Below are 13536 nucleotides of genomic sequence, written 5' to 3' on the forward strand. Positions count from 1 at the left end.
GACACCAACCACCCGTGAGTAATGATTTTACTCAGTCGCTCCGTAAAAGCCAACGGGAAGCATCTACTTGCTCAGACAGGTGACAGTAGCCACTGCTTGACGCAGTTCGTGCAGCTTGGGAGGCTTGCTGAGGATGAAATCCACTTCCGCCGGGACGTTTCCTTCGGCTCCGAAACGTTTGCCCCAACCGGTGAGCAGGATCACCGGTGTAGCAGCCGACGTCCGTTTCACGAGTCGGGCGACCTCCCGGCCATCAAGATGCGGCATCCCCAGGTCCGTGATCACAACATCGAAGGGACGGCCCTGCTGCTGCGCCGCGTAAAAGGTTTCCATCCCCTCGTGTCCACCTTCAGCGACCTCCACCCTGTGGCCATCAATCTCCAGCATCTCTTTGATCAAATCGAGCACGGCAGGCTCATCATCAATAGCCAGGATGTGGAGCGGGCGGATCCCTCCAACGTGGTCCTCTCGTGCCGCTGCTCGGGTGGGCGACACCACAGGCTGGAGAGGGAAGATCAACCGAACTGTCGTTCCCTTTCCCAGTTCGCTCTCGATCTCGATCTCTCCATTATGTCGCTGCATGATGCCATAAACCATCGCCAGCCCCAGCCCCGTTCCTTTCTCCCCCTTCGTCGTGTAGAACGGTTCGAGGCAGCGGTCCCGGGTTTTTTCATCCATCCCGGTTCCGGTATCGCTCACCTCGATGACAAGCTCTGTGAAAGAGGCGGGGACTGCTCCTTCGGGGGGCTCCCGCGTCGGCCGTGAAGCGGCCTGACGGGTGTAGGATCGAAGGGTGATCGTCCCACCGAGGGGCATTGCATCAACGGCGTTCAAAATGAGATTGGTCAGAGCCTCACGGATTTCACTTTCGATGCCAGGCAGCGGAGGAAGATCGGGTGCCACATCGGTCTTCACATCAATCACAATGCCGCGTTCCTGTGGCATATCGCGCCAGCGCGGGCGGGTCAACTCGACGACCTGTCTCACGACCTCAGCGACATTGACGGGCAGGACGATCTCCTGCTCTTCCCGCTGGCGATAGAACTCCCTCATACGGGTGACAATCTGCGCGATGTCCAGACCGGAAGTCTTGATCATCTGAAGGTAATGTCGTAGGCGCTCCGGCAGGTTCTCCTGCTCCAGAAGCAGATCGGCGTATCCGACAATGGGCGACAGGGCGTTACTGATGTCGTGGGCGATGCCCGAGGCCATCTGTCCCAGAGCCTGCAATCGTTCATGTTGCATGAGCGCGTGCTGAGTGCGGCGGAGATCGTCGTAAGCCCGTTGCACGTGCTGGCGTAATCGCGCCTGATGAGCGGCCAGCGAGATATGCTGGCGCAGCATCTGGAGGAATTCGATCTCCTGGGGCTGAAAGCCATCGGTGGGCTGACGGGCGACAATCAGGATGCCTTCGGGAGACTCTCCCGCCCCCAAGGGCACAGCCACCAGCGACCCCAGCCCCGCTTGAGCCAGTACTGCCCCTACGGCTGCCCGGGAGGATCGCAAATCGCTGAGGGAGACGACCTGGCCTTCCAAACAGCGGGCAAGTTCTCCCAGGTCCGACAGCTCCATAATCGCACTCGAGAGGAAGGGGACTCGGGGGGCAAATAAAGGATCTCGGCTTCGCGTCGCCGTGAAGGCAAACGTTTTAGCGCTTGCATCCAGGAGACCGATCCCGACAAAATCCACCGGCAAATCCTCCACCAGCCGTTCTGCGACGACCTCAAAAATGCTTTCCAGTTCCGCCTGAGCAAGGATAGCCTGAGTGATGTGGCTGAGGAGGGTGATGCGGCTGAGCTGTTGTCGGAGCCCCTCTTCAGCCCGCCGGCGCTCGGTGATGTCTGTGGCCATGGCTCCTAAGTAAAGCCGTCCGACGGCATCCTGAAAGGGAAAGGAAAAGACAAGCAACTCGGCGGGCGAGCCATCAGGCCGCAGTATCCTCAAAGATAGCTCCATCGGTCGCCCCTCGGACAAAACGAGGATGTCAGTGCAACGGAACTGATGGGCCGTCTCAGTCGGCCAGAGATCGGCGTCCGTTTTCCCCAACACGTCGTCAAGGGTCCTCTGAAAGAAACGCTCGAAGGTTTGGTTCACGTAGACGTACCGTCCCGCTGCATCCTTCATGAACGCGATGGCCGGACTGTGATTCATGAATGCCTCGAACCGCGCCTCACTTTCTCGAAGCTGCTGCTCCACTCGTTTGCACTCGGTGATGTCCTCGACCATTCCCAGAGCATAGCCGATCTCGCCCTGCATCTGAAGCGTCGTCACAGTTAAGTTCGCCCAGCGAATTTCCCCCGTTTTCCTGACGTATCGCTTCTCTGAGCGATAACAGGTCAGTTGCCTGGTGAGGAGTTTTTGGAAAGCCGCCAGATCTTCCGCAATGTCTTCCGGGTGGGTGACGTCCATGAAAGTGAGACCGGTCAGCTCCGTCACGGTGTAGCCGAGCATATCCGCGAGGGCCTGATTGGCCTCGACTATGCGGCCATCCTGATTGATGAGCGCTATGCCGATGGGAGCCTCCTCGAACAGTTTGCGGAATCGTTCTTCGCTCTCTTGCTGAGAATCTTCCGCCCGCTCACGCTCCACCCGTTCTTCGACTTCCCGCAAAGCGCGACGGACCACCGGAGCTAACCGGCTCAACCGATCTTTCAGGACGTAATCGGTCGCACCACTATTGAGGGACTCAATCGCCCGCTCCTCTCCGATGGCCCCGGAAACGACAATGTAAGGAACGCGCGGACACTTCCGTTGAGCCAGAGATAAAGCCGCTAACCCATCGAAGGTAGGAAGGCTGAACTCCAAGATGATCAGATCCGGCCGGAACTCATCGAGGGCAGACGCAAAGGCCGTCTGGGTCTCGACCCTCAACGATTCAAAAGCGTACCCCGCTTTCTCCAGTTCCCGACGGATCAACTCTGTATCATGCGGGTCATCCCCCAGGATGAGGATCCGAAGCTTTTCGTCCATGTGCCTCCTTTCTGGCAAACGTCCTCATCGGATGGAAGCCCCTGCCCCGCTTCCACCGGCACCGGACGGCACCAATAATCTAGTGGCGCAAGCTTTCCGGCATGCACAGAAGCCGCAGATTCGAAAATCTGCCCTCCTCTGGATTAAGCTTTTCACCCATGCGTACGTGCGCCCCGAACAGTACGGTGATCGTCATTCCCTATTCCCCTCAACCTACGGCCCGCTCCAGCGGTCAAAGGAGTCGCAATACGACGCCGCCTATATTATACACGGGATTGAGGAGAGAACGAGGATACTCGCATCCTGTTCGGTGGGAACCCTTGAGTTTGCCGTGAGCTGGCGTGACCTGTATGCTAAAAAATGATGAAACCCGGGGCGACGCGGACGCCTGAATCTGCGGAAAATACGGGTGGAAACCCGCGCTCTTGAATCGGATGGCCGATCCCTTTACACGCCGTGGTTGCGCAGCTATCATCGAGGAGCGATGAAGTTGGCTGCTCCATTTGCGCGCATCTTCAAGCGAGCAGTGCCACAGCCGGGCGACCATCGGGTTCTCCGGGACTTCAATCGCTCGCTGATGCTCATCGTTGATCCGGAAGCGCTCCAGGCGAGCATCGCCGCTCGAATTCAAGAACTGTTCCGGCCCGAGCGCATCCTGATTTTTCACAGCGACCCCGAGAGGGAAATCTTCTCCCTCGGCTTTGCTTCCGGGGTGACGGCGGAAGAAGTGACAGGCGCGCACCTGCGGCGGCAGGGGCAACTGGCCCGTTGGTTGCTGGTCAATGAAACGTGTCTCGTTGTGCCGGAGCAGCGCGGTGTCTATGAATATCTGAGCGAGGACGAGCAACGGCTGCTGGACCGATTGCAGATTCGCATCTGTGTTCCGCTGATCGCGCTGAATCGCCTGGCGGGAGTCATCATGCTCGGCTGGTCGCAGCCCGATTGGATGCTCGATCATTCTGAGCGCGAGCTGTTGCGGTTGCTGGGCAGTCAGGCGGGCCTGGCCCTGGAAAATGCCGTGCTCTCGCGCCAGCAGCAGGATCGTCTCCGGCGGCTCTATCGAGCGGAACGGTTGGCCGCCGCCGGGCAGCTCGCCGCCGGCGTCGCCCACGAGATCCGAAATCCCCTGACGGCCATCCGGTCCACCATCCAATACATCTTGCGCGACTACCCGGAGGGCAGTCCAAAACGGGACCTGATCCACGAACTGCTCAGCGAAGTGGATCGGATTGATCGAACCGTCAACGGGTTGCTCAGCCTGACCCGCTCGAGCCCCTTCAATCCCGAACCGGTGGACGTGGTGGATCTTTTGCAGGAGTTGCTGGTTCTGGTGAGGATTCAGGCCGAGCGCCAGAACGTTCGGATCGAAGAGCACTATGATCGGCGCTCCCTGCGCGTCCTCGGCGAAGCCAATCAACTGAAGCAACTCTTCCTCAACCTCTTCGTGAATGCCCTCCAGGCGATGCCCCAGGGAGGAACACTCTCGGTCAGTGTTACGTCGTCGGCGTGGTCGCCGCAGGGATGGCTGCAGATCACCGTTCGAGATACCGGGATCGGCATCCCGCCGGAAAATCTGGACAAAGTGTTCGATCCCTTCTTCACCACCAAGCGCGACGGGACTGGCCTGGGCCTTTTCCTCGGCTATGGGATCGTCGAGCGTCACGGCGGAGAAATTGAACTTCAGAGCCGCGTCGGCGAGGGAACAACGGTGACGATTCGTCTGCCCCTGATCAAACACGAGGGGGAGAGAGTCGGCGCGGTGGGGGAATCGGCGCGATGAACCGCATCCTGATCGTTGACGACGAGAAACAGATTCGGCGCATCCTGTCGGTATTGCTTGCCGAGCGCGGATATGAGGTGGCCGAGGCCGAATCGGGAGAGGAGGCGCTCTCCCGGTTCTCCGACTTGCGCCCGACTCTCGTTTTGCTCGATCTCAGTTTGCCCGGCATGGACGGCCTGGAAGTGCTGCGGCAGTTGCTCCAGCGCGATCCTCAGCTCGATTGCATCATCATGACGGCCTACGGGACGATCCGCACGGCGGTCGAAGCCATGCGCCTGGGAGCCTTCGACTATTTGACCAAACCGTTCGATAATGACGAGCTGCTGCTCATCATCGAACGGGCGCTGGAACGGCGCCGATTGCGGGCCGAAGTCGAAGAGTTGCGGACCGAGTTGCATGCCCGCTATGGCTTGAGCGAGATCATCGGGATCAGTCCGGCGATGCGGGAGATCCTTCGGCTGGTGGCGCGAGCGGCTGAGACCGATATGACCGTTTTGATCAGCGGGGAGTCGGGAACGGGAAAAGAGGTCATTGCCCGCGCCCTCCACCGGCAGAGCAAGCGCGCTGCCGGCCCGTTTGTCGCCGTCAATTGCGGTGCCATCCCACCGACGTTGTTTGAGGCCGAATTCTTCGGCTATGAGAAGGGAGCGTTCACCGATGCCCGGCAGAGCCGCCCGGGGAAATTCGAGCTGGCTGCGGGAGGAACGCTCTTTCTGGACGAGGTCGGGGATATTCCCCTTGAAGCGCAGGGGAAACTCCTGCGGGCGCTCGAAGAGCGGGCGGTCACGCGATTGGGTGCAGGCAATCCCACTCCGGTTGATGTCCGCGTCGTTGCCGCCACGCATAAGGACCTGGAACAGGCCATGGCGCGAGGCGAGTTCCGCGACGATCTCTACTGGCGATTGAACGTCGTCAGAATCCATCTCCCGCCTTTGCGAGAACGGCGAGAGGATATTCCCCTGCTGCTCGATCATCTCCTCGATCGCTTGAATCGCGAGCTGGGCGTGGGCGTTGTGGCGATCACCTCCGAGGCGCGGCAGCTCCTGATCGAGTATGACTGGCCGGGAAACGTGCGCGAGATGGAGAATACGCTCCGCCAGGCCATGCTCCTGTGCGAAGGAGGGACCATCACCGCCGACGACCTCCCGCCACGCATTCGCGGGGAGACGTCAGCGAAGGCTCCCCACTGGGCCGATGAATTCAGCCATCTGACGCTCGCTGACGCCGTGCGGCGAGCCAGCGAGCACCTGGAGAAGCGACTGATCCTCGCGCGTCTGGCTCAGTACGGCGGCAATCGAACGCTCACCGCCGAAAGCCTCGGCATCAGCCGCAAGACGCTCTTCAACAAAATGCGCCAGTACGGAATCGCCGGCGCCGAGCAAGAAGCCCAGGATGAGAGCGGCCACTGATTGCGCCCGCTGCGTAATGGCGGCCTTCCAAATGCACCAGCTCGCATGATGCGGACGCTCCCGACCTCCGGCCGAGAACCATATTTCCAAAAGCTTTCACGGTTGAGGAACACGCCTTTGCTTTTGTTGCTTTTGCCCGAGCACGGGCAGAGCGTCATGAGACAAGGCCCCGAGTGCGCCCCTTCGGCCAGGACCTCTGGATTTTGCCGGGCAGAACCTCTGCTCCACCGGGGATGGTCGAGAAAACATCCTGCCGACGAAGAAGCGGTTGGAATCTTCCGGAAAAGGCAGTCTGATTCGCGCAGCACGAAGAGCGCAGCCCCATCACTTCCGGGGTACGGCATCGCCTCACAGCAGAGACTCGAGGACAACCCCTCGCTCCGTTCCGAGGGGCTGCGGCAGCAACGAGCGGATAAGCTCCAACGGCCCTCCACGCAACGGGCGGTCGGGGACGCGTTCGGTCCCGATAGAATCTGAGGGATTCATCGGCGTGTTTAACGGCCGAGGGCGGGCCGATAAGGTCCGACTGAAGGGGAAAAGTCCCGCGTGTGCCATTCTCGGGTTCTTCATGGCTTCATCCCGACCATCTCATCGCAACAAATCTCGCAGATTGATCTCCAGCCCGGGGAACAGTCCAGGTTGAAACGTCTCCCCTTCGCTGACGCTTGCCGTGCGCAAGTAGCCTTTCTCCTCGGCATGATATTCCTCGATGGTCAGGGCATCCGGATCCACGATCCAGTACCAGGGAACTCCGGCTGCAAAGTAGGCGTTGAACTTCACCACGCGATCCCTGGCCAAGCTGTGCGGCGAGAGAATCTCTGCCACCAAGTCAGGCGCCCCATGAATTTTCCCATCCTCCTCGTGGTAACGGTCCTGGTGCTCCGGGCTCAGGTAAACGATGTCAGGGATGTAGATGCGGTCCCCAGTCAGAAGAACGTCAATCTCAATCCACACAACACCGAGATGCTGAGCGCTGACGTGATTGTCCAAGGTCGCTCCCAGCCGCATGACGAGCTTCTGGTGCCTGGCATGTGGTCTCACCATGAGAATGGCTTCCCCCTGTTCAAACTCATAATCCGGTGGCCCCTCGGGTAAAGCGAGAAACTCTTCCTTGCTCATTCTCTGTTTGAGTGGATGAATGACCATCCTGCTTCCTCCGACATCAATTGCGGCTGATCAGGCGATCTACCGGAAGCCATCTTGGCTCATGTCTAAAGCGAGTGCGCAATATGGAGGAATCCACCACTCCTCGGTCGTTGCTGCACCGGTTCTAGACATGAGCCGCCATCTTTCGGCTGACTCAAAAAGCAAGCTTCATGCTATCACCCTCCTATCGGGGAGTCAACCGAGATGATCTCTCGTCAAATGTGTAACGGATTACACACGGGTGGGTAACCGATTACCCACCGCCAACGGGTATGGCCTTCTGCTTGGACTGAAAAATAACGACTTCGCTCCTCCGACGACTTTTGGCATGGTGCTTGCATTAAGCGAGCTGAGACGGTGTTATGTTAGAGAGATCGGTCTACTGTCTGATCTGTCGCCAGTGGGTGAGGGCAGTTAGCGTGGCCGAGGCGGGCCAGACAGAAGGCGTGCATCCCCGGACGATCTATCGCTGGATGGCACAAGGAAAAATCCATCGCCTTAAAACCTCCAGCAGACAAATCCATATCTGCGAGAATTCGCTTCGGGCCGACAAGCGACCGCGGGGCAACGACCGAAGGGCTTTCGGTGACGAGCGAATCACACGCTTGCTCGAGTTGATCGAAGAGAACTATCCCGATCCCCGATTGACGCTCAGCAGGGCAAGCCACTGGGTGGGACTGTCCATGGAATACGTTTCACGGCGATTCAAACAGGAGACGGGTTGTGGTTTCCGGCAATTTGTCAGGCGGGTGAGGGTAGAGAAAGCCGCTGTGTTGCTTGTGACAACCGGGCTCAGCATCAAGGAAGTTGCCGCGGCCGTGGGCTATATGCCCCACTGTGTCAGCGAGTTTGATCGTCATTTCAAAGAGACCTACGGACTAACGCCCACCCAATATCGTGCCACTGCAAGGAAGGTTCCTGAACAAGGCGGACAGGAGGGGGCTGGTGTCTAGGGGTGGTTGGTTCCGTGGGAGGAAATTTCTCAAAATTTTCGCTCGCCGGGAGGTTCCCGGCGGAACCTTTCACCTGGGTGGCACGAGCCTGGGCGGAGCCAGTTCTAGCAAGGTTTGGACAAAAGGCTTCCCATACCGGAGATTGGGGTTCGACGATTGGAAACTGGTTCCGGCAGGATTGGGACAAGAGGTGACTTCAATCAGCCCGCCATACGGTTTCGGCTAAAGACAAGAGTACCCAACCTCTGATCGGGAGGCGGTCGTGTCATGGGCGCTTCGCGTTTTCCCTTGACGGAAGGGGTTTGCCCAGTGCCGGTAACAGATGTCGCAAACTGTGACACCCGCGTACTCAACCCCTTGAATATCCTACTGCTGGCGAGAACAAAAAGAATCAACGGAAAGCAAAAACGATCAATTCAAAAGTGTTGACAACAATAGGCCCAGGGCGAAAATATGAAGGAGACAAACCAAAGGAGGTGAGCGATGGTAAGCATAAAGCAGGTGCTCATTACACTTGGCTTGGGGATTATCCTTACCCTTAATTTTGTTTTGTGGTTCTCACATCCTCTGTGCATATAATGGCACAGCAAACAGCTACAGGGAGGTGGGTTGACCTTGGTGGCGGTAAAGGAGCTTGTATCTGCCCAGACTGGAATGGCTGCCTGTGTATAAGACCAGGAGAAGACCAATAGTCACCCAGGCTCCTGGCTCCCGTACCAGAGCAGGAAGGCACACAGTGCCGGGGGTTCATATAGCTGTCCAAAAAGGTCACGAGTGAAGGTTAACGCGACTCCCCGGGTGCATAATGGGTCAAAGGCCTGAGCCTGAAGGTGGACCAGTGCAAGGCTTGCGGCTATCCGACTTTTGCTCATCTTGCACCCATTGCGGCGAAGAAGCTGATGACGAAGGATCAGGGTCTTTGCCACTTACCTCCTGAAGCGATTTAAAACCTTTGTTGGTCGTTCGGGGAAGCGATGAACCGTGGCCGTCCATTTACGATATATCTTGCCGTTCTCCCTCTCGGTGCATTTCTACTTCTTCACTCTGGTTCTAAGACAGAGGGGTTCATCAGTCACCCTCATGTCTTCAGCTCAGAAGAACCATCCGTGAGAGGCAATGAGACTTTCCAAAAAACCTTCAAGCTGGAGAAGGAATACGTGCTGGAGAAGAAAGCGGGTACTGTCAATCAACTCATTGTTGACAAAGAAGGATACCTCTGGATCCGAGATTGGGACGAGGGGAAGATCGAGAAATATGATCAGAACGGGAAACTCGTGAGCGCCATCGGGAGTGCCGGTCAGGGTCCGGGGCGATTCCTTTTGCTCGCCGGTTTCGCCGTGGACGAAGAGAGAAGTCAGGTGTTTGCCATTGATTTGCAGCAACATCGAGTGAACCTCTTCGCAGAGGATGGGAGATTCCTCAATTCCTGGATTGTTGCCCGGCCCGGCTACATGCCGCAGGCCATTGTGCTTGACAGCAAGCGAGGATTTTACTATCTGGGCGGTTCTCTCCCATTGAAGAAGTTTGTAAGCGAAGGAGCTCTCCACGTGCACAAGTATAAAATGGGAACGAACCAGTACCTGGGATCTTTTCTCGAAACTGATCGCAGCATTCACGAAAAGAATCTCTTCAATTACCTCGTCGTTTCCTCCCTCGACATAGATTCGCTGGGACATGTCTACTGCACTTTAGCACCCGTTTACAAGGTCTTCAAGATAAACACACAGCGGCGCGTGATACACTCTTTTGTTGGGAGGCATCGCTTCTATAAAGCTCCTCCCCTTTATCAGTCCGGTTTGAAGCCCCAGGAAATAAAAAAACTACGGGAGACGTGGACGCAGACTGATCGAGTCGTCATCGTAGGGGGGATGGCGATTCTGTCACTGGAGATGCACGAACCTTTTCCTTATGGCCTTGAGGTGTTTGACCTGAACGGGAACGTCCTCAGGACCGATCTCCTCACCAACGGGCGTTTGGTGGGAAAAGACCACGAAGGGAATCTCTATTTTGCGTTAGTCAAGAACGGGCGATACGTGATCGCCAAGTACAGGTTAACCCTCGGGGGAATAGGACAGCTCTTGCGTAAGGGAACAAACTAGCTTGCGGCTTTCCTGTCGGCTCTATGAACATGCAATCTCGCCTTCCCTCATTACTCTGCGTCGCTTTGGCTTTTCTTAATCTCTTGCTGCTGATTCGAACCCACCAAATGAAATCTTACCTCCAGAGCATCCCCTGGCATCCCAGCCCCAAAGGGGTATTCGAACTGCTGGAGAGATCGCGGTCTTGGAAAAGTACACACGGAGCGAATCCCTCTGTACAAACAGCCTCCCGGTACGTGCTTCTTCTCATCTTTGAACCCACCGACTGCTCGCTCTGCCTGGAAGAGCTCTTCACGCTCAATGAACTTCAAGGACAAGTACCTCGGCAGAGGCTACAAATCATAGGCGTCGCCTCTCATACTTCCACTGAGGAACTCCGAAAGCTGGCCGATGCCTATGGAGTGAGTTTCCCACTCCTCCTCGATGAGTCTTCATCGGCTCGGAGACTTCTGGGGCTGGCGGAGACGCCTTGGAAAGTTCTGGTGGATCGTGAAGATCATCGTATAATTTTTGATATGGGCCCCAGCCTCTGGGAAGTTGAGAGACAGTTTTTCTCTCTGAGAGTGATGCGGATCGTTAAGGGCTGAACTATGCTGAGGCTGCTGGTGAGAAAGGAGGTCCTCGAAAGCATCCTTTCATTCAAGTTTATCCTCGTCCTTGCGGTAACGATCACCTTGACCCTTCTGAGCATCAGCATGGGTCTGAACGAGTACTGGGCTCAAGTGAGAGCGCACAGTAACGTGGTGCAATTAAACAGGGATCAACTGGAACGTTCCACTGATTGGCATCAAGTCGGTCGCGCTGGAATCTTTGTCTCAAGGGTTCCCAGCTCGCCAGCGGTGTTCGCGACAGGAATTTTTGGGATTGCAGGCCAGGTAGCGAGAATCATAGATCGTGACGTGCCGGTAATTGAACGGGGACGCTTAGCCACCAATTCAGCCTTCATGCTCTTCGGGAGTTGGGATTTTCACTTTATGGTGAAAATCATTTTGAGTCTGGTGGCGTTGCTTTTTGCCTATGACGCCGTATCCGGGGAGAAAGAGATAGGTACCCTACGGTTGCTCTTAAGCAATCCCCTCCCGCGCAGCCGACTCATTCTCGGAAAGGCCTTGGGCAGATATCTTCCCCTCCTCACTGCTTTTACCCTCGCATTCATTCTTGGTGTGATATTTCTTTTTCTCCAAAGCGACATAACTTTTACGGTGAATGACCAACTGGGTATTCTTCTTATTTTTTTGGGCTCCTGCGTTTACCTTGGAGTCTGGTTCACCGTAGGACTTATGGCCTCATGTTTGACGAACCAGTCTCTAGTCTCTTTGCTTTTGTCATTATTCTTATGGATGTTGCTGATTTTTGCTATTCCCAAGGCGAGCATCTCTGTGGCAAGTTTTCTTCACCCCGTCCCCACCCCTGCCGAACTTGAGGCAAAGAAGGCCGCGTTGGCCAAGGATATGTATATCAAGCTCATGTTGAGCCAGGAGGAGCCCCTCCGACGCTGGATGAAGCGCCCTCCTGGGGACGTACCGGCTGAGGAGCTCTATCGAAGGCAGGTGGAATTCGAGAAGGAAGCTGGCCGCTTAAGACAACTGAACGAGGCGGAACATGCTGAGAAGCTCTATAGGCTCTACGAGCAATATCTGAGCGCACAAAGGGCCTTGGATCGAACAGCGTCTAGGTTGTCGCGTCTTTCTCCCTCTGGTTGCTATGACTATTTCATAACAGGGCTCGCTGGAACTGGTCCCCGTGATGCGGATTTTTTCCTCGATCAGCTAATCGAATACCAAAAGAGGTTTAGTAGCTTCATCAGTGATATGAAGCTTAAGCAGGAAATCGTCTATGTCGTCTACGTGCAGGAAGACCCATTCAAGCAAACGCGCCCTGATCTGAGTAAAATTCCTCCGTTTGATTATAAGACGCGGCCCTGGAGGGAGCGCTGGACATTAGGGATAGCGGATCTTGGCCTGCTGTGCCTGTATATCACGGTGTTGTTCTCCGTGACCTATCTGAGTTTCTTGAAATATGATCCAAGATGAGCTTTGCTCCCCCCGCGCTCGCTTCGTTGGTGTTATGGATGTCGGTCCTTGGGCTTGCCGCCTATTGGCGCTTTGAGCATTACGACCTCAGATGAGGACGTTCGGGGTCATCTTTCGCCAAGAGCTTCACCAGGCGCTGACGACGTTCGCTTCTCCCTTCATCCTGGTGACTTTGACCGCGCTCATCCCACCGAGCGCCCACATCCAGGCGCACTTTTACCAGCATGCCCTCTCGGATTATGCCCTTCGTCAAGCGGCCCATCGGGAGGAAACGACAAGCGGGCGGCTCATCATCACATGCCCGGTCCTCCCTCTCCTGCCCCTCTCCAATGGGCTTGTCGGCCGGCTGCCCGACGAGATCGTTCTCCTGCGTGAATCAGCTTCCTGGACACCAACCAGCGAGGACCTTCGATTCCTGGACTGGCTCTTCTCCGGGGTTGACTTGATCGTGATCGTGGGTGTGCTGATGACACTGATGGCCTCGCTCATGACATATAACACCGTGACGGGAGAGCGAGAGCAGGGCACGTTAAAGCAGGTCCTGTCTTACTCGCTCCCACGACATACCATCCTGGGAGGTAAGCTGGCAGCATCGGTTTTCCTCCTCACACTCAGCGTGTTCTATGCTGTTTCCCATACACCGCTTTGATCATCGCTTTCAGTGGCGGGATGTTTCGTCTCTCCCGGATCGAGGTTGCGGAAGTTCTGGCTATAGCAGTCATTGGAATGTTGGCCGTAAGCGTCTTCGCACTTCTTGGCCTCGCCATCTCTACTCTCGTGCGATCATCGGCGACAGCGCTTGCTCTCTGGCTGACGATCTGGGTATCAGCGGTCCTTCTGTGGCCAAGCTGTGTCGGCTACCTGGCAGCTCCTCTCTGGCCCGTGGAACCCCGGCAGCTCGCGCGGCGCGAGCTTCTCACCCAGGAGGCGAGGCTTATTCGGAATGAGCTGGCTGATTACAGAAAAAGAGCAGCAGAACTAAGCTTGCAAGGGGCAGGCGTGAAGCACGCATGGGAACAACACCTGGAGATCAAGCGGCGCTAAAATGAGCGCAAGAGAGAAGAGATAAGGCGCGTGATGGCAGAGCAAGATTCACCGTCAACAGACCCGGGGGATGGGGCTCGTTCTCCTCTCTCCTTATGGAGC

At 56.6% G+C, this 13536-nt stretch carries 9 protein-coding genes; 7 read left to right on the plus strand and 2 right to left on the minus strand.

Annotated elements, in window-relative coordinates; translation table 11 throughout:
• Positions 1-63 precede the first annotated feature (63 nt).
• Positions 64-2970: a PAS domain S-box protein gene (locus VNM72_15685; protein HXF06834.1), complete on the minus strand. Its 2907-nt coding sequence runs from the start codon at positions 2968-2970 to the stop codon at positions 64-66.
• A 409-nt stretch (positions 2971-3379) separates the two neighbouring features.
• Between VNM72_15685 and VNM72_15690 the strand changes: the two genes are divergently transcribed.
• A complete protein-coding gene (locus VNM72_15690) occupies positions 3380-4750 on the plus strand; it encodes an ATP-binding protein (GenBank protein ID HXF06835.1) in 1371 nt (456 codons plus the stop codon).
• Positions 4747-6159, plus strand: coding sequence for a sigma-54 dependent transcriptional regulator (locus VNM72_15695; protein HXF06836.1), 1413 nt, complete (start codon positions 4747-4749; stop codon positions 6157-6159). The genes VNM72_15690 and VNM72_15695 overlap by 4 nt, the downstream gene beginning before the upstream one ends.
• 588 nt (positions 6160-6747) lie before the next feature.
• Here the strand turns inward: VNM72_15695 and VNM72_15700 are convergent.
• Positions 6748-7305 (minus strand): Uma2 family endonuclease, encoded by a 558-nt coding sequence (locus VNM72_15700; protein ID HXF06837.1) that lies wholly within the window; start codon positions 7303-7305, stop codon positions 6748-6750.
• 362 nt (positions 7306-7667) lie between these two features.
• On the opposite strand from VNM72_15700, the gene VNM72_15705 reads away from it, so the two are divergent.
• The 5 genes from VNM72_15705 to VNM72_15725 all read left to right on the plus strand — a co-directional run bounded on the left by VNM72_15705 (position 7668) and on the right by VNM72_15725 (position 13039).
• Positions 7668-8258, plus strand: coding sequence for an AraC family transcriptional regulator (locus tag VNM72_15705; GenBank protein HXF06838.1), 591 nt, complete (start codon positions 7668-7670; stop codon positions 8256-8258).
• Between the two features lie 1106 nt (positions 8259-9364).
• Positions 9365-10357, plus strand: a complete 993-nt coding sequence (locus tag VNM72_15710; GenBank protein HXF06839.1) for a 6-bladed beta-propeller — start codon at positions 9365-9367, stop codon at positions 10355-10357.
• A 107-nt stretch (positions 10358-10464) separates the two neighbouring features.
• Positions 10465-10944: a TlpA disulfide reductase family protein gene (locus VNM72_15715; protein HXF06840.1), complete on the plus strand. Its 480-nt coding sequence runs from the start codon at positions 10465-10467 to the stop codon at positions 10942-10944.
• A gap of 18 nt (positions 10945-10962) precedes the next feature.
• Positions 10963-12390, plus strand: coding sequence for an ABC transporter permease subunit (locus VNM72_15720; GenBank protein HXF06841.1), 1428 nt, complete (start codon positions 10963-10965; stop codon positions 12388-12390).
• 91 nt (positions 12391-12481) lie between these two features.
• Positions 12482-13039: an ABC transporter permease subunit gene (locus VNM72_15725; GenBank protein ID HXF06842.1), complete on the plus strand. Its 558-nt coding sequence runs from the start codon at positions 12482-12484 to the stop codon at positions 13037-13039.
• The last annotated feature ends 497 nt before the right edge of the window (positions 13040-13536 follow it).

This window comes from Blastocatellia bacterium (genome assembly GCA_035573895.1).
GTDB lineage: Bacteria > Acidobacteriota > Blastocatellia > HR10 > HR10 > DATLZR01.

Excerpts from the sequence above, each read along its gene's own strand:
- VNM72_15685 (HXF06834.1), bottom strand. The coding sequence starts at position 2,970 with ATGGACGAAAAGCTTCGGATCCTCATCCTGGGGGATGACCCGCATGAT.
- VNM72_15695 (HXF06836.1), top strand. The coding sequence starts at position 4,747 with ATGAACCGCATCCTGATCGTTGACGACGAGAAACAGATTCGGCGCATC.
- VNM72_15700 (HXF06837.1), bottom strand. The coding sequence starts at position 7,305 with ATGGTCATTCATCCACTCAAACAGAGAATGAGCAAGGAAGAGTTTCTC.
- VNM72_15705 (HXF06838.1), top strand. The coding sequence starts at position 7,668 with ATGTTAGAGAGATCGGTCTACTGTCTGATCTGTCGCCAGTGGGTGAGG.
- VNM72_15715 (HXF06840.1), top strand. The coding sequence starts at position 10,465 with ATGAAATCTTACCTCCAGAGCATCCCCTGGCATCCCAGCCCCAAAGGG.
- VNM72_15725 (HXF06842.1), top strand. The coding sequence starts at position 12,482 with ATGAGGACGTTCGGGGTCATCTTTCGCCAAGAGCTTCACCAGGCGCTG.